The sequence below is a fragment of the Streptomyces avicenniae genome, assembly GCF_000719135.1.
Classification (GTDB): Bacteria; Actinomycetota; Actinomycetes; order Streptomycetales; family Streptomycetaceae; genus Streptomyces; species Streptomyces avicenniae.
Genome location: NZ_JOEK01000013.1, coordinates 93,496 through 108,648, shown reverse-complemented (window position 1 = coordinate 108,648; position 15,153 = coordinate 93,496). Strand labels below are relative to the sequence as shown.

Annotated in this window: 16 protein-coding genes; 8 read left to right on the top strand and 8 right to left on the bottom strand. The window is 71.8% G+C overall.

The annotated features are described in order from the left end of the window. Positions 1 to 63: 63 nt before the first annotated feature. Positions 64 to 2,550, top strand: coding sequence for a SpoIIE family protein phosphatase (locus tag IF27_RS22590; RefSeq protein WP_052851539.1), 2,487 nt, complete (start codon positions 64 to 66; stop codon positions 2,548 to 2,550). Positions 2,551 to 2,600: 50 nt separating this feature from the next. Here the strand turns inward: IF27_RS22590 and IF27_RS22585 are convergent, their stop codons facing one another. Further along, the gene (locus tag IF27_RS22585; RefSeq protein ID WP_052851538.1) at positions 2,601 to 3,353 is read right to left on the bottom strand and encodes a GntR family transcriptional regulator; all 753 of its coding nucleotides are present in this window, start codon (positions 3,351 to 3,353) and stop codon (positions 2,601 to 2,603) included. A 259-nt stretch (positions 3,354 to 3,612) separates the two neighbouring features. Here IF27_RS22585 and IF27_RS22580 point away from each other — a divergent pair, with 259 nt between their 5' ends. Further along, positions 3,613 to 4,539, top strand: coding sequence for a cation diffusion facilitator family transporter (locus IF27_RS22580; protein WP_052851537.1), 927 nt, complete (start codon positions 3,613 to 3,615; stop codon positions 4,537 to 4,539). Between the two features lie 77 nt (positions 4,540 to 4,616). Here the strand turns inward: IF27_RS22580 and IF27_RS22575 are convergent, their stop codons facing one another. After that, positions 4,617 to 6,206 carry a S8 family peptidase gene (locus IF27_RS22575; RefSeq protein ID WP_052851536.1) on the bottom strand — a complete coding sequence of 530 codons (1,590 nt, stop codon included), beginning with the start codon at positions 6,204 to 6,206 and terminating at the stop codon, positions 4,617 to 4,619. 370 nt (positions 6,207 to 6,576) lie between these two features. Further along, complete coding sequence (locus IF27_RS22570) at positions 6,577 to 7,338, bottom strand: LysR substrate-binding domain-containing protein (protein WP_052851535.1); 762 nt, start codon at positions 7,336 to 7,338, stop codon at positions 6,577 to 6,579. Positions 7,339 to 7,396: 58 nt separating this feature from the next. Here IF27_RS22570 and IF27_RS22565 point away from each other — a divergent pair, with 58 nt between their 5' ends. Beyond that, positions 7,397 to 7,783 (top strand): DUF5997 family protein, encoded by a 387-nt coding sequence (locus tag IF27_RS22565; protein ID WP_052851534.1) that lies wholly within the window; start codon positions 7,397 to 7,399, stop codon positions 7,781 to 7,783. Between the two features lie 167 nt (positions 7,784 to 7,950). On the opposite strand, the gene IF27_RS22560 is transcribed toward IF27_RS22565, so the two are convergent. From IF27_RS22560 to IF27_RS22550, 3 genes are all read right to left on the bottom strand, one after another. Further along, positions 7,951 to 8,205 (bottom strand): Txe/YoeB family addiction module toxin, encoded by a 255-nt coding sequence (locus IF27_RS22560; protein ID WP_052851533.1) that lies wholly within the window; start codon positions 8,203 to 8,205, stop codon positions 7,951 to 7,953. Beyond that, positions 8,202 to 8,483 carry a type II toxin-antitoxin system Phd/YefM family antitoxin gene (locus IF27_RS22555; RefSeq protein WP_052851532.1) on the bottom strand — a complete coding sequence of 94 codons (282 nt, stop codon included), beginning with the start codon at positions 8,481 to 8,483 and terminating at the stop codon, positions 8,202 to 8,204. Before IF27_RS22555 ends, IF27_RS22560 begins: the two co-directional genes overlap by 4 nt. Positions 8,484 to 8,717: 234 nt before the next feature. Then, positions 8,718 to 9,050: a nucleotidyltransferase domain-containing protein gene (locus IF27_RS22550; protein WP_223291166.1), complete on the bottom strand. Its 333-nt coding sequence runs from the start codon at positions 9,048 to 9,050 to the stop codon at positions 8,718 to 8,720. Positions 9,051 to 9,370: 320 nt separating this feature from the next. Here IF27_RS22550 and IF27_RS22545 point away from each other — a divergent pair, with 320 nt between their 5' ends. Continuing rightward, on the top strand, positions 9,371 to 9,952 hold the full coding sequence (locus IF27_RS22545; protein ID WP_052851531.1) for a Uma2 family endonuclease: 582 nt from the start codon (positions 9,371 to 9,373) through the stop codon (positions 9,950 to 9,952). A gap of 111 nt (positions 9,953 to 10,063) precedes the next feature. On the opposite strand, the gene ychF is transcribed toward IF27_RS22545, so the two are convergent. Then, positions 10,064 to 11,152, bottom strand: coding sequence for a redox-regulated ATPase YchF (gene ychF / locus IF27_RS22540; RefSeq protein WP_052851530.1), 1,089 nt, complete (start codon positions 11,150 to 11,152; stop codon positions 10,064 to 10,066). Positions 11,153 to 11,412: 260 nt separating this feature from the next. On the opposite strand from ychF, the gene IF27_RS22535 reads away from it, so the two are divergent. Beyond that, positions 11,413 to 11,853, top strand: a complete 441-nt coding sequence (locus IF27_RS22535; RefSeq protein WP_052851529.1) for a DUF6542 domain-containing protein — start codon at positions 11,413 to 11,415, stop codon at positions 11,851 to 11,853. A gap of 19 nt (positions 11,854 to 11,872) precedes the next feature. Here IF27_RS22535 and IF27_RS22530 read toward each other — a convergent pair whose 3' ends face one another. After that, on the bottom strand, positions 11,873 to 12,865 hold the full coding sequence (locus tag IF27_RS22530; protein ID WP_052851528.1) for a 4-hydroxy-3-methylbut-2-enyl diphosphate reductase: 993 nt from the start codon (positions 12,863 to 12,865) through the stop codon (positions 11,873 to 11,875). A 76-nt stretch (positions 12,866 to 12,941) separates the two neighbouring features. Here IF27_RS22530 and xseA point away from each other — a divergent pair, with 76 nt between their 5' ends. From xseA to IF27_RS22515, 3 genes are all read left to right on the top strand, one after another. Beyond that, entirely contained in the window at positions 12,942 to 14,153 is a 1,212-nt protein-coding gene (xseA, locus tag IF27_RS22525) for an exodeoxyribonuclease VII large subunit (RefSeq protein ID WP_052851527.1), read from the top strand. A gap of 61 nt (positions 14,154 to 14,214) precedes the next feature. Then, on the top strand, positions 14,215 to 14,490 hold the full coding sequence (locus IF27_RS22520) for an exodeoxyribonuclease VII small subunit (RefSeq protein ID WP_052851633.1): 276 nt from the start codon (positions 14,215 to 14,217) through the stop codon (positions 14,488 to 14,490). Positions 14,491 to 14,557: 67 nt separating this feature from the next. Then, positions 14,558 to 15,151, top strand: a complete 594-nt coding sequence (locus IF27_RS22515) for a malonic semialdehyde reductase (protein WP_052851526.1) — start codon at positions 14,558 to 14,560, stop codon at positions 15,149 to 15,151. Positions 15,152 to 15,153 lie beyond the last annotated feature (2 nt).

Here is a 15,153-nt window from a genome sequence, read left to right as displayed (position 1 = left end):
GGGACACTCTTGGCACAATCGGGTAAGAGGGACAGGAAAACCCATACCCGACAGGGGCCGGCGGTGTCTGCACAACCTTCCGAACCGAGCGGCCGGGACGCGGCCGTCCCGGAACAGGCGGGTCCGCGCTCGCCGCTCGACCACCTGCCCGTGGGCCCGGTCACGCTGGACCCCCGGGGCACCCTCCTGCTGTGGAGCCCGCCCGCCGAAGACCTCCTCGGCTGGACCGCGCGGCAGGCCACCGGACGCCCGCTCGCCGCATTCCTGCCGCCGGGCCACCCCGCCGGCCACGGCACCGCCGCCCTGCGGGCGCTGCTGCGTGACGGCATGTGGCACGGCGTCCTGCCCCTGCGTCACCAGGACGGCCGGACCGTCGAGGCAGCCGTGCGCGCCTGGCTCGCCAGGGAGGCCGACGGCACCCTCCGCGTCCTGGCCGATCTCACCCCCACCACCGGGCTCGGCGCCCTGGAACGGGACGTCGCGGCGCTGGACGCCCTGTTCACCGCCTCCCCCATGGGAATCGCCCTGTTCGACACCGAGCAGCGCTGCACGCGCGTCAACGAGGCGCTGACCCGCCTCTACGGCATGTCCGCCGACGAACTGATCGGGCACACCGTCCTTGAGGTGCTGCCCGCCCCGATGGGACAGGAACTGCACCGCATCCAGCGCGCCGTCCTGCGGACAGGGCAGCCCATCACCGACCTGGTCACGGCCTCGCCCGACGGACAGGGCGCGCAGTCCGTCTCGTTCGGCCGCCTCACCGACCCGGCGGGCCGCCCGCTGGGCGTCAGCTGCACCGTCCTCGACATCTCGGAGCGCCGTGCGGCCCTCGCCGACATCGAACGGTCCCGTCGGCGCCTGGCCCTGCTGGACGACGTCGGCACCGCCCTGGGAGACCTGCTCGACCTCCGCCGCATCGGCGAGGCCCTGGCACTCACCCTCGTGCCGCGCTTCGCGGACTACGCCGGGGTGGAGCTGCTCATGCCGGTCGCCACCGGCGGGGAGCCGCCCACCGCCATGGAGAGCGCCGCGACCGAGCTGGTGCAGATCGGCGTCGCCGCCAAGCGGCACGACGCGACCGTGGACCGGTGCCTGGGCATCGGCCTGGAGGACCTGTCGTTCCGTCCCGGCTCCGTCCTGAGCCAGGTCCTCACCACGGGCGCCCCCCATCTGGCCGAGACCCGCGACCAGCTGCGGGCCGCTGTCGCCACGGACGCCCCGCTGGCGGACGCCGTCGCCGACCTCGGCATCCACTCGATGCTCACCGTGCCGCTGCGCGCGCGGGGCACGGTCCTCGGCCTGCTCGTCGTCAGCCGGGCCGGGGAACGCGCCGGCTTCGACCGGGAGGACCTCGCCCTGGCCCTCGAACTGGCCGCCCGCGCGGGCATCTCCCTGGACAACGCGCGGCTCTACGTCCGCGAGCGCGAGGGCGCCCTGACCCTCCAGCGCAGCCTGCTCCCCCAGTCCTTCCCCTCGCAGCCGGGCGTCGAGGTGAGCCACCGTTACGTCCCCGGCAGCATCGGCGCCGAGGTGGGCGGCGACTGGTTCGACGCGATCCCGCTGACGGGCGGCCGGGTCGCGTTCGTCATGGGCGACGTCACCGGGCACGGGCTGCGCGCCGCGGCCCTCATGGGGCAGCTGCGCACCGCCGTCCGCACCCTCGCCGGGCTCGACCTCGCGCCAGGCCAGCTGCTGCGGCGGCTCAACCAGCTGGGCCGTGACATCGCCGAGCGCCCCGACGACCCGGTGATGGCCACCTGCCTGTACTCGGTGTACGACCCGGCCACCGGGGTGCTCGTCCTGGCCAAGGCGGGCCATCTGCCGCCCGTGCTGGCAGGGACGGACGCCGCCACCGGCCACGGGACCTCCCGCGTCCTCGACATGCCCTCCGGCGCGCCGCTCGGCGTGGACGGGGTGCCGTTCGAGGAACTGCGCGTCGATGTGGCGCCGGGCAGCGTCCTCGCCCTCTACACCGACGGCCTGGTCGAGACGCGCGACGAGGACATCACGGACCGCGTGGCGCGGCTCGCCGACCTCCTCGCCGGAGCCACCGGACGGGACGTCCCGCTGGACGACATCTGCGACCGGGTCATCCGCGAGCTGCGCCCCCGGGACGACGGCCGCGAGGCCGACGACCTCGCGCTGCTGCTCGCCCGCCTGAGCACCCTGCCCGCCGACCGCGTGGACAGCGACGTCTTCGCCGCGGGGCCCGACACCGTGGACGCGGCGCGGCGGCGGGCCCGCGCCACCCTGTCCGCCTGGGGACTCGACGCGCTCGCGGACCGGACCGAGCGTCTGGTGGCCGAACTCATCGGCAACGCCGTCGGCGCCGCGCGCGAATCGGTCGCCCTGCGCATGGTGCACAGCGCCATGCTGCTGGTCGAGGTCACCGACCCGTCGCCCGACCCACTGCGCGAGACGGCCTCCGTCCTCGACGACGACGCGCGGCACGGCCTTCCCCTCATCTCCGCGGAATCGCACCGCTGGGGCACGCGCGAAGGCCCGATCGGCCGCACCATCTGGTTCGAACTGGCCCTTCCCGACCGCTGAGGTCCCCACCTCGTCCCCCCTCTCCCCTTCCCGTCCCCGGCCCGCCCGCCTCAGCGCACCGGCAGGTGGTAGGCGATGCGGAACCGGTCCGCCGGGACGATCACGTCCGCCGTCTCCACCGGCAGCCCGCCCGCCTGGTACGTGCGGCTGATCACCAGCACGGGGTGGCCGGGCAGTCCGCCGAGCAGCCGGGCCTCGTCGGCCAGCGCGGGCCGGGCACCGACGTGCTCGACGACGTTGTCCACCGTGATGTCGATGGCGGCCATCCGCTCCACCACCCCCCGACCCGCCAGCGGCCCGTGCTCCGGGAGCACCACCGGCGTGCGACCGGTCAGCCGCAGCGGCTCCCACGAGGTGGAGAGCATCGTGGCCTCGGAACCGGCGCGGAAGACGTACCGGGTGCACATCACCGGGTCACCCGGCTCCACGCGCAGCCGCGCGGCGATCCCCGGCTCCGCCTCCTCGCGCTCGCTGTCACCCTCCCAGGTGCCCCGCACCCGCTCGTCCGTCTGTTCCTGGCGGAACGGCGTGCACCCGCCGAGCATGCGGAAACCGCTGCGGCGGATCGCCCGCGGCACGGGCTGCTCCCGGACATATGTCCCCGAACCCGACCGGCCCTCCACCAGTCCTTCGGCCATGAGCACCTTCCTGGCCTCAAGCGCGACCGTGTCCGAGACGCCGTACGCGGCACGGATGGTGGCCTGCGAGGGCAGTCTGGTGTGCGGCGGCAGCGTGCCGTCGGCGATCTGCGCTCTGAGGTCTTCCGCGACACGGAGGTACGCGGGCTTCTCACCCAACGGCATTGGCCCTCCCGGTGCTGTTGACCGCGGTGCTCGTCACCCGGTGCTGTTGACTACCTGCAACAGCTTGACAACGCTCGGTTGCCATCCGCAAGAGACGGCCAGAGTTTCACCCGAAGTGATGACCGGCTGCCAGGGCCGCCCGTACGTACCGGGCGCGCACCGGCTCACGGGCCCACCCACCGGCCCGCGCGGCGGTGGGAGCTGCTGCAAGAATGTGCCGCCGTACGCGAGGAAGCATTCCGAAGGGGGACCCACAGACATGAGTGCGTCGGGCGGAACCAAGGCGATCGTCGCCGCGTTGACCGCCAACCTGGCCATCGCCGTCGCGAAGTTCGTGGCCGCGGTCTTCAGCGGCTCGTCGTCCATGCTGGCCGAGGGCGTGCACTCGCTCGCCGACTCGGGCAACCAGGCGCTGCTCCTCCTCGGCGGCAAGCGGGCCAAGCGCGCGGCCAGCGAGGAACACCCGTTCGGCTACGGCCGCGAGCGGTACATCTACGCCTTCCTCGTGTCGATCGTGCTGTTCTCGGTCGGCGGCGTCTTCGCGCTCTACGAGGGCATCGAGAAGATCCGCCATCCCCACGAGATCGAGCACTGGTACTGGCCGGTGGGCGTCCTGGTCTTCGCGATCATCGCCGAGACCTTCTCCTTCCGCACCGCCATCAAGGAGTCGAACGAGACACGCGGCTCGCAGTCGTGGGTGCAGTTCATCCGGACGGCGAAGGCCCCCGAACTCCCCGTCGTCCTGCTGGAGGACCTCGGCGCGCTGGTCGGCCTCGTCCTGGCGCTCGGCGGCGTGAGCGTCGCCCTGGCCACGGGGGACGGCGTCTGGGACGGCATCGGCACCCTGTGCATCGGCATCCTGCTGATCGTCATCGCCCTGGTCCTCGCGGCCGAGACCAAGTCGCTGCTGCTGGGCGAGTCCGCGGGCAAGGACGCCGTGGCCCGTATCCGCGCGGCGCTGACGGACGGCGAGACCGTCACCCAGGTCATCCACATGCGGACGCTGCACCTGGGGCCTGACGAGCTGCTGGTCGCGGCGAAGATAGCGGTGGACAGCGGGGACGACGCGGCCACCGTCGCCGCGGCGATCGACGCCGCCGAGGCACGCGTCCGGGCCGCCGAGCCGACCGCCCGCGTCATCTACCTGGAGCCGGACATCCTGCGGAGGCCGACCCCCGCGGAGTGACGGCGCGGCACACGCGGACCGCCGGCCCGTCCTCCTCAGGACGGGCCGGCGGTGTCATGTCCGGCGGCGGGTGGCCGTCAGAACTGGAGCGCCCAGGAGTCGATGAGCCCCTGGTCGAGGCTGGCGTTGTCCGTCACCTGGAGCGTCCAGGTGCCGTCGGCGTCGATCCCGGCGCCGTTCAGGTTGTAGGTGGCGTTGATGTCGTCGGCCGAGCCGCCCGTCTGGTCGCGCAGCAGGATCGTGTCGCCGTCGGGGGCGACCAGCTCGACGGTCAGGTCGCCCACCCACGTGTGCTGGATGTGGATCTCGACCTGGTACAGGCCGCTCAGCGTGCCGACACCGGAGACCGGGAGCGTGGACGACACCGTGGTGTTGTCCACGATCGACACGTTCGTGTCACTGGTGAAGCGCGGACCGGTCGGCGGCTCAGGGGCGCCGCCGCCCTCGCCGCCGATGTGCAGCAGCGCGTTGGCGGTGTCGGACGGGATGCCCGCCAGCTGGTTCCACACGGCGGTGTCCACCAGCTCGTCCTCGACCTGCGCCGGGGTGGCGGCCGGGTTCTCGCTCAGGTAGAGCGCGGCGGCACCGGCGACGTGCGGGGTCGCCATGGACGTGCCGGAGATGGTGTCCTCGTCCGTGTCGCTGCCGTTCCAGGCCGACGTGATGTCCGAGCCCGGCGCGTAGAGGTCCACGACGCTGCCGACGTTCGAGAAGTACGAGATGTTGTCGGACGAGTCGCTGGAGCCGACCGTGATGGCGTCCGCGACACGGGCGGGCGAGTAGCCGCTCGCGTCGTCGCCGTAGTCGTTGCCCGCCGCGACCGCGTAGACGACACCGGCGGCGACGGAGTTCTCCACCGCCTCGTCCAGCACGTCGTCACCGCCGCCGCCCAGGCTCATGTTGGCGACCGCAGGACCGTCCAGGCCCGCCGCGTCGCCCGTGACCCAGTCGATACCGGCGACGACCGACTCCGTGGTGCCCGAGCCGTTGTCGTCCAGCACGCGGACGGAGACGATCTCCGCCTCCTTGGCGACGCCGTAGCTCGCCCCGGCGACGGTGCCCGCCACGTGCGTGCCGTGGCCGTACCCGTCGAGGCCGTCGCCGCCGAAAGCGTCGAAGCCGACGCGCGCGCGGTCCTCGAAGTCCTCGTGCGTGACGCGCACACCGGTGTCGATGATGTACGCCGTGACGCCCTCACCGGCCGAGTCCGGGTAGGTGAAGCTGTCGTCCAGCGGCAGGTACGGCTGGTCGATGCGGTCGAGGCCCCACGACGGCGGGTCGGTCTGGGTCGCGTCCGCGCGGAAGACGCGGTTCTGGACGACGCGCTCGACCGCCGGGTCGGCGGCCAGCTCCAGCGCGTCGGCCTCGCTCAGCTCGGCGGCGAAACCGTTGAGCGCGTGGGTGTAGACGCTGGTCACCTCCGCGTCGTGCCGCTCGGCCAGGGTCTCGGCCCGCGCGGAGGACGCGGAGAAGCCGCCGTCCTTCAGTACGACGATGTAACTGCCCGGCACGGCGTCCGCCGCGTCGGCACCCGCGATCGTCGGCCGTGGGGCGTCCGCGGCCTGTGCTGTCATCGGCATCAACGCCCCGGCGCCGAGAGCCAGCAGCGCGGCGGTGGCCACGCTCGTCCTGGTCCGCGGCCGACCGGGAAATCGCATCACTGCCATCGAGGGGTTCCTCCTCATCGGTGGTGCGCCAAAACCCAAGGGGGCAGCCCACGACCACCGGTTAGTCATGTCATGGCCATGACATCTCCATGACCGCGGCGACTGCCAGATGGAATGATCCGATCACCTACCGGAATCCACAAGGGCCCCTCGGGCGGACGTCACACGGCGGACAACTTTGTGAAATCCGGGCACCGTTCCTTCGCGCAGGTCACGGCCGCATCACGGCGCACGGGCGGTCGGATGTTACGTTTTCCGCCACACGAACAGCACAGCGGACACCGGCCGACCCGTGCGACGGATCACGACATGCCCGGCAACGGCGACGCGTCGCGCGCCCCCTCACCGGCCTCCCGCACGCCCGGTATCCCTACGAACGACGGCGCGGTTTGCCGCTCCGCTTGGCCTGCGTGCTCCCGGAGCCGCCACGGCGCGAAGTCCGGCCGACGGCGCCCTTGCCACCGCCCGCCTTCGCGGCCTTCTTCGCCGCGGGCTTGCGTTTCGGCTCCGCCGCGGCTTGGGGGCGTCCGCGCGTGCTGTTCACGGTCCGGCCGCGCACGATCCCGATGAACTGCTCCACCAGGTCGGTCGTCCCGTCCTCCCGCCAGGACAGCGCGACGCGCGACTGCGGCACGTCGGCGACGGGACGGTACGTGAGGTCCTTGCGGTGGTGCAGGCGCGCGAGCGACAGGGGCACGACGAGCACGCCCACGCCCGCCGCCACCAGCTCGACGGCGTCGGCCGTCGTCGCGGGCCGTTCGACCGCCGGACGGCCGGGCGGGCGCTCCCAGTCGAGGGCGTCGTCGAGCGGGTGGAACAGCACCTCGTCCGCCAGGTCGGCGGGCGAGACCTCCTCGGCGGCGGTCACGACGTGATCCTTCGGGACCACGACGACGGTCGTCTCGGTGTAGAGGGGGATGGCGCTGAGGTCGGTGCGGTCGATCGGCAGCCGCAGGAGCCCAGCGTCCGCGCCGCGCTCGCGCAGCAGCCCCGGCGCGTCGGCGACGGCGACCGGCACCAGCTCAAGCGGCACCTCGGGCAGCCGCTCCTGCCAGATCCGCACCCACTTGCCCGGCGTCGCCCCCGGGACGTAGGCGAGCCTGAACGACGGGGGTGTGTCCGGGTCTGTCACCCGGCCAGGGTACCGGTCGCGTCCTGGGCACCCCGACACGCTCGTTAGGCTTGACACCATGACCTCGCACAGGACCTCCCAGACCATGAAGCCCGCGACCGCGGCGAAGAAGCTGGAGGTCTACCTGCAAGCCACCCCGGCGGAGTTCCAGGAGGGCACCGTCACGCGCGACGAGCTGAACGCCCTCCAGACCGACCCGCCCGCGTGGCTGCGGGACCTGCGCCGCGACGGCCCGCACCCGCGCTCCGTCGTCGCCGCCCGCCTCGCCGTCTCCATCTCGGGCCTGGCGCGCGGCGGCGTCACCGAGGCGCTGACCACGGAGCAGATCGAGGCGCTGCGGGAGGAGAACCCGGAGTGGCTCCAGAAGGAGCGCGCCACGCAGGCGGAGGTCCAGAAGGAAGCCGAGCGCATCAAGGCCAAGAACACCGCCACCACGCGCCCCTGATCCCCACGGCTCTTCCGGCGCAGCCCCCGCTCGTACATCCCGCTGCCCGACACCTCGCACCCGAGCGCCCTTGCAGCGCGGAATGCCCACGGCAACGCTGCGAACTGCGGAAACGGTGATTTCTGAAGGCCCAAGTCAGCACGGGGACAGCACGCCACGACCGGGGATCAGTAGTGGTAGCGGGCCGCCAGGATGATGATCTGCCGATCCATGACGAGATAGACGAGGCGGTGTTCGTCATCGATCCGCCGCGACCAGGCCCCCGGCAGGTGGTACTTCAGCGGCTCGGGCTTGCCGATCCCCGTGAACGGGTCCCGCAGGACGTCCTCGATGAGCTTGTTGATCCGGGCGAGCATCTTGCGATCGTTCTTGAGCCAAGACGTGTAGTCCTCCCAGCCGCCCTCCTCGAAGACGAGCCTCACATGGCGCCCTTCTCGGCACGCGACGCATCAGGGTCGATGAGCTCCCGCTCGGAGAGCCCTTTGTCACCCAGCGCGTTCTCGTACGCCTTGAGCAGCCGGCGAGCGTTGGCCGGCGAGCGCAACAGGTAGGAGCCTTCGCGCAGGGCGGCGTAGTCCTCGGCCGAGACGAGTACGGCGTTCCCGTGCTTGGAGACGATTTCGATGGCCTCATGATCGTCGTTGACCTTCTTGATCAACGGGAAGAGAGCCTTGCGCGCCTCGCTGGCAGTGATCGACATCGACGGAACTCCCTTCAGAAGTGGTACCATATACCGTACCACTGGGGAGAGGGTCGGGCAGGGCGAGAAGTCAGCACCAGGTCGGCAGGGAAGCAGAACGGGGCTCACCTCAGAAGAGACGGGCCCGCTCGACATGCGCATGTGACAGATGAATTCGGCTCAAGTTGATCGAACGCTCACACGTCGAAGCGGTGCGTACCCCACCTGGGGAAATACGGTTCTGCGAGGCTCAAGTCAGCACGGATCCAGGTCAAGATTCAGCCGTACCAGGGGACGTTCGCGAACGCCGGTGAGGAACGGATCGCCCGTTGGGGCCTCCCACGCCGCGGCGGAGACCCGGTGCATGGTGACCTCACGACGCAAGCGCCGTGACGCCTCCTCGGCGAGGTCGAAGAGGGCGTCGGCATCCGGGGTGCCCACGACGAGGACATCCACATCAGCGGGCAGCGGCCCCGGCTCACCGTTGTACCGAGCGGCCCAGGAACCGTAGATGTAGGCACGATCCACACCATCGAGCCCCGCCAACGCATCCGTCAGCACGGGCACGGGGCCGAAGGAGACGGACATGAGCTCGCTCAGCGGACGGCACAGTCGGAGGATGGGGAGCAGACTCGACGACACTTTCAGTGGGCGCAGTCTCCGTGAGGGCGTTGGCCTGCGCCACCGCTCTTGCCTGACGTCGGTTGTGGACGAGGGCCCAGAACGCGGCCGTCGATGAGAAGACGAGAGCCACCACGGAGATGACCACCGTTGCGATCTGGACCGATGAGTCGCTCGTGGCCGGATATCAGGTGGGGTGTCCGGTCGTGGTGCGGCACGTTGCCGAAAGTCCTCCGGCGGGGATCGTTGGCTCTCCGGCCTCAGCTGCGGGCCGCTACCGTGAAGCCATGACCGCACTGCCCGACTGGATGCGCCCGCCGCGCGCGGAAGGCTGGTTCGCGGAGGACCTCGACCGCCTCCCCGAGGCACCCCGCCACACCGAGCTGATCGATGGAGCCCTCGTCTTCATGATGTCGCCCCAGAGGTGGTGGCACGGCCACCTCGTCACCATGCTCACCGTCGCGCTCATGGAGCAGGTGCCCGCCGACACCAGAGTCGGCCGCGAAATGACCATCAAGCTCGACCCGCGGAACCGCCCCGAGCCAGACCTGCTGGTGACGACGGCCAATTTCGACGGCGACCGTACCTGGTTCGCACCGGAGGACGTCCAACTCGTCATCGAGGTCGTCTCCCCGGAGTCGGCCCATCGCGATCGCACAGTCAAACTCCGCAAGTACGCGGAGGCCGGCATCCCGCACTACTGGTGCATCGAGGACGAGGACGGGGCACCCGTCGTCCACGTCTACGAGCTCGACGAACCCACCGGCGCCTACGCGCCCGCCGGGATCTTCCGGGGGACCCTCCAGCGCCCGGTGCCCTTCCGGATCAGCCTCGACCTCGACAAGCTCACACCGCCCCGGAGCGGCTGAAAAGTCAGCACCAAGTCAGCACGGAATGCACAAGGGGCCGGACTCGCCAGAATCCGGCCCCTTCCGACGTGCCTGTTCGCCACGTCAGCGACGTGGTGCCACTTCATGCGTTCACACGTTGAAGCGGAATTCCACCACGTCGCCGTCGCGCATCACGTAGTCCTTGCCCTCCATGCGGGCCTTGCCGCGGGAGCGGGCCTCGGTGGTGGAACCGGCCTCGATCAGGTCGTCGAACGAGATGACCTCGGCCTTGATGAAGCCCTTCTGGAAGTCCGTGTGGATCACGCCCGCCGCCTCGGGGGCCGTGGCGCCCTGCTTGATGGTCCAGGCGCGGGTCTCCTTGGGGCCTGCCGTGAGGTAGGTCTGGAGCCCGAGGGTGGCGAAGCCCGCGTGCGCGAGGGTGGCGAGCCCCGGCTCGGTCTGGCCGACCGTCGCGAGGAGTTCGAGGGCCTCCTCGTCGTCCAGCTCGGCGAGGTCGGCCTCCAGCTTGGCGTTCAGGAAGATCGCCTCGGCCGGGGCGACGAGGGCGGCCTGCTCGGCCTTGAAGGCGTCGTCGGTCAGCTCGTCCTCGTCCACGTTGAACACGTAGAGGAACGGCTTGACCGTCAGCAGGTGCAGCTCGTGCAGCGGCTCGGCGCGCTCGGTGCCCTGGGCGATGCCCGCGGCGAAGAGCGTGCGCCCCTCCTCCAGGATCGCCTGGGCCTCCTCGACCGCCTTCACCAGCGGCTGCCGGTCCTTCTTCACGCGGGCCTCCTTCTGGAGGCGCGGCAGGACCTTCTCGATGGTCTGGAGGTCGGCGAGGATCAGCTCGGTGTCGATGGTCTCGATGTCGCTCTTCGGGGAGACCTTGCCGTCCACGTGCACGACGTTCTCGTCCTTGAACGCCCGGATGACCTGGCAGATCGCGTCGGACTCGCGGATGTGGTGCAGGAACTTGTTGCCCAGGCCCTCGCCCTCGCTGGCGCCGCGCACGATCCCGGCGATGTCCACGAAGTCCACGTGCGCCGGGATGATGCGCTCCGAGCCGAACACCTCGGCGAGCCGCGCGAGGCGGGGGTCCGGGACGCCGACCACGCCGATGTTGGGCTCGATCGTGGCGAACGGGTAGTTGGCCGCCAGCACGTCGTTCTTGGTCAGGGCGTTGAACAGCGTGGACTTGCCGACATTCGGCAGGCCGACGATACCGATCGTGAGCGACACGTGAGACTTCCCGGGGCGAGGTCGTGGTCCGCCGGACGGCGGAAGGGCCGAGGGCCCAGTCTACGGGCGCATCACGGGCCGGCGGCCGGGGCGGCGTCGTACCGTCCGACGGGCAGCCAGGAGGACAGTCATACGGCCCGCACGCGTGTCCATCACCGCTCTCGCGGGGCCCGACAGCTTACCTTGACCCCGTGGAACACTCTACGCACACAGCTCATCACCCTCGGCACCCGGCTGCCGCGGCCCGGGTGCGGACACGGGTGCCCCGGCCGGCCGGGGCCGTACGGGCCAGACCGCAGCCCGGCCGCCCGCCCCGCAGGCTGCCGCGCCCCCGGCTGACCGGTCTCGGCTGCGGCGTGCTGACCACGGTGGCGATGGTGGGGTCGGCGTGGTTCTGCGAACTGTTCGGCGGGGTCCCCATGCTCTACGGGATCCTGTTCGTCGTGACCGGCACCGCCTCGGCGGTGTGGGTACGGCCCGCCGACCTGGTCTTCGCGCCGGTGGCGGCACCCATCGCCTTCGCGACGGGCCTGCTCACCACCGGCGGGCCGCTGGACGCCGTGACGCAGCTGGCGCTGCGGGCGCCGTGGGTCTTCGCGGGCACGGCCGTGGCCGGGGTGATCGTCCTGGTGCGGAAGCTGCTGCTCGTCCTCGGCCGCAAGCTGCGCGAACGCCGCCCCGCGGCCGGGCGCCGCGCCTGAGCGGCGGCGGCGCGACGGCTCAGCGGGCGGCGGCCTTCGCCGCCGCGGCCTCGGCACGCAGGTCGCGGCGCAGTTCCTTCGGCAGCGAGAACTGGATGTGTTCCCGCATCGGCTGGACGAGCTGCACGTCGGCGAAGCCCCGCGCGGACAGCCACTCCAGCACGCCGTCCACCAGGATCTCGGGCACGGAGGCGCCGGAGGACAGCCCGACCGTCGTCACGCCGTCGAGCCACGCCTCGTCGATCTCCTCGGCGCCGTCCACGAGGTACGCGGCGTCCGCGCCCGCGCCGAGGGCGACCTCGACCATGCGGGCGGAGTTCGACGAGTTCTTCGACCCGACGACGAGGACGAGGTCCGCGTCGGCGGCGACCTGCTTGATCGCCGTCTGCCGGTTCTGCGTGGCGTAGCAGATGTCGTCGCTCGGCGGGTCGATCAGGGCGGGGAAGCGCTCCTTGAGCGCGGTGACCGTCTCCATCGTCTCGTCCACCGACAGCGTGGTCTGGGAGAGCCAGACGACCTTCTCCGGGTCGCGCACCTCCAGGCCCGCGACGTCGCCTGGCCCGTCCACGAGGGTGATGTGCTCGGGGGCCTCGCCGCTGGTGCCGATGACCTCCTCGTGCCCGTCGTGGCCGATGAGGAGGATGTCGTAGTCGTCCTTGGCGAAGCGGACGGCCTCCTTGTGGACCTTCGTGACCAGCGGGCAGGTCGCGTCCACGGTGGCGAGTCGGCCACGCTCCGCCTCGCGGTGCACCTCGGGGGCGACGCCGTGGGCGGAGAAGATGACGATCTCGCCCTCGGGGACCTCGGCGGTCTCCTCGACGAAGATGGCGCCCTTCTGTTCGAGGGTGCGCACGACATATTTGTTGTGGACGATCTCGTGGCGGACGTAGATCGGGGGTCCGTACTGTTCCAGCGCGCGTTCCACGGCGATGACGGCCCGGTCCACTCCCGCGCAGTATCCGCGGGGGGCGGCGAGCAGGACGCGGCGCGTGGTGTCGGTCGGGTCGGCCATGCGTTCATCGTACGGGGGCGGGCGGGGAGCCGTGGCACGGACCGCGTTGTCAGTGGCGGGCGTTAGCGTTGCGCGCATGACTGTGACGACGTCGGCGGAGGCCCCGATCCCGGTCGGGGAGGTGTCGCGGCTCATCGGCGGGTGGATCGACCGGCTGGGCGCCGTGTGGGTGGAGGGGCAGATCACGCAGCTCAACCGGCGTCCGGGGAGCGGGGTGGTGTTCCTCACGCTTCGCGACCCGGCGCGGGACGTGTCGCTGCGGGTGACGTGCTACCGCGCCGTGTTCGACCAGGTCGCGGATCTGGTGCGCGAGGGCGCGCGGGTCGTGGTGTTCGGCAAGCCGTCCTGGTACGCGGCGCGCGGTGAACTGTCGCTGCGGGCGACGGAGATACGCGCCGTGGGGATGGGTGAGCTGCTGGTGCGGCTGGAGCGGCTGAAGCGGGAGCTGGCCGCCGAGGGGCTGTTCGCGGCCGACCGCAAGCGGCGGTTGCCGTTCCTGCCCGGCTGCGTGGGGCTGGTGACGGGCCGGGCGTCGGCGGCCGAGCGTGACGTGCTGGAGAACGCGCGGCTGCGCTGGCCGGCCGTCCGCTTCGCGGTGCGGAACGTCGCGGTGCAGGGGGTGCACGCCGTGTCGCAGGTCGTCGCGGCCGTGCGGGAGCTGGACGAGGACCCGGCGGTCGAGGTGATCGTCGTGGCGCGGGGCGGGGGCAGCGTCGAGGACCTGCTGCCGTTCTCCGACGAGGAGTTGGTGCGCGCCGTCGCCGCCTGCGTGACGCCGGTGGTCTCCGCGATCGGGCACGAGCCGGACGCGCCGCTGCTCGACCTGGTGGCCGATCTGCGGGCCTCGACGCCGACGGACGCGGCGAAGCGGGTCGTGCCCGACGTGCGGGAGGAGCTGGCGCGGGTGGGGCAGTTGCGGGACCGGGCGCGGCGCTGCGTCGAGGCGCGGCTCGACCGTGAGGAGCGGGGGCTGGCGGGCATCCGCAGCCGTCCGGCGCTGGCCGAGCCGTACGGGCTGGTGGAGGGGCGCGGGGCGGAGCTGGCGGATCTCGTCGGGCGCTCCCGGCGTGCGCTCGGCCATCTGCTGGACCGCGCGCGGGCGGACGTGGAGCACACGAGGGCGCGTGTGGTGGCGCTGTCGCCCGCCGCGACGCTGCGGCGGGGCTACGCGGTGTTGCAGCGCCAGGACGGCGCGGCGGTGCGGGCGCCGGACGAGGTGGCGGAGGGGGACGAGCTGCGGGCCCGCGTGGCGGAGGGGACGTTCACGGTGAAGGTGAGTGGCGCATGAGCCGGGCGACGGGCGGAACGGTGAGCGGGCGGCCTGCGGGCCCCGGAATAGGGTGGTGGTCATGACCGATGCGGGGAGCGGGCCGGGCGCGGCGCTGGGCTACGAGCAGGCGCGCGACGAGCTGATCGACGTGGTCCGCAGGCTGGAGGCGGGCGGGGCGACGCTTGAGGAGTCGCTGGCCCTGTGGGAGCGCGGGGAGGAGCTGGCGCGGCTCTGCGGCCAGTGGCTGGAGGGCGCGCGGGCGCGGCTGGACGCGGCGCTGGCGGCAGGTGAGGAGCCGGAGACCGTACGGCGGGGCGGCGGCGAGGAGGACGGGCCGGGGGACGAAGGGGAATAGCATCACGGTCGAAGAAGTTGACCGGTCAATCAGGTGACCGTCGGCCGACCGCGAAAGGTACTCCCCCATGCCCCTGACCCTCGACTCCGTCGCGCAGGACCTCCTGTTCCACCAGGCGCACACCGCCCGGGCGTTCACCGACGAGCCGGTGTCCGACGAGGAGGTGCGGGCGGTCTACGACCTGATCAAGTTCGCGCCGACGGCCTTCAACATCTCGCCGCTGCGCGTGACGGTCGTCCGCAGCCAGGAGGCCAAGGCCAGGCTGCTGCCGCACCTGACCGAGGGCAACCGCGCGCAGACGGCCGCCGCCCCGGCGACGGCGATCCTCTCGGCCGACCTGCGGTTCCACGAGAAGCTGCCCACGCTCTTCCCCGTGTACCCGACGCTGGCCGACGACTTCTACGGCGACCCGGAGGTCCGCGAGGCGGACGGGCGGCTGAACGCGACGCTCCAGATCGGCTACTTCGTGCTCGGCGTCCGGGCTGCGGGGCTGGCGGCCGGGCCGATGAGCGGCTTCGACGCCGTCGGCCTCGACAAGGAGTTCTTCCCCGACGGGCAGCAGAAGTCGCTGGTCCTGGTGAACATCGGGCGGCCCGCCGAGACGTCCTACCGGCCGCGTCAGCCCCGGCTGGACGCGGCCGAGGCCGTCAGCTTCCTGTGACG

What these genes read in the sequence shown, in the direction of transcription:
- IF27_RS22530 (WP_052851528.1), bottom strand. Translation starts at nt 12,865, where the DNA reads ATGGCCGACCCGACCGACACCACGCGCCGCGTCCTGCTCGCCGCCCCC.
- IF27_RS22585 (WP_052851538.1), bottom strand. Translation starts at nt 3,353, where the DNA reads ATGCCGTTGGGTGAGAAGCCCGCGTACCTCCGTGTCGCGGAAGACCTC.
- xseA (WP_052851527.1), top strand. Translation starts at nt 12,942, where the DNA reads ATGACTGTGACGACGTCGGCGGAGGCCCCGATCCCGGTCGGGGAGGTG.
- IF27_RS22545 (WP_052851531.1), top strand. Translation starts at nt 9,371, where the DNA reads ATGACCGCACTGCCCGACTGGATGCGCCCGCCGCGCGCGGAAGGCTGG.
- IF27_RS22555 (WP_052851532.1), bottom strand. Translation starts at nt 8,483, where the DNA reads ATGTCGATCACTGCCAGCGAGGCGCGCAAGGCTCTCTTCCCGTTGATC.
- IF27_RS22565 (WP_052851534.1), top strand. Translation starts at nt 7,397, where the DNA reads ATGACCTCGCACAGGACCTCCCAGACCATGAAGCCCGCGACCGCGGCG.
- IF27_RS22580 (WP_052851537.1), top strand. Translation starts at nt 3,613, where the DNA reads ATGAGTGCGTCGGGCGGAACCAAGGCGATCGTCGCCGCGTTGACCGCC.
- IF27_RS22520 (WP_052851633.1), top strand. Translation starts at nt 14,215, where the DNA reads ATGACCGATGCGGGGAGCGGGCCGGGCGCGGCGCTGGGCTACGAGCAG.
- IF27_RS22550 (WP_223291166.1), bottom strand. Translation starts at nt 9,050, where the DNA reads ATGTCCGTCTCCTTCGGCCCCGTGCCCGTGCTGACGGATGCGTTGGCG.
- IF27_RS22515 (WP_052851526.1), top strand. Translation starts at nt 14,558, where the DNA reads ATGCCCCTGACCCTCGACTCCGTCGCGCAGGACCTCCTGTTCCACCAG.
- IF27_RS22575 (WP_052851536.1), bottom strand. Translation starts at nt 6,206, where the DNA reads ATGGCAGTGATGCGATTTCCCGGTCGGCCGCGGACCAGGACGAGCGTG.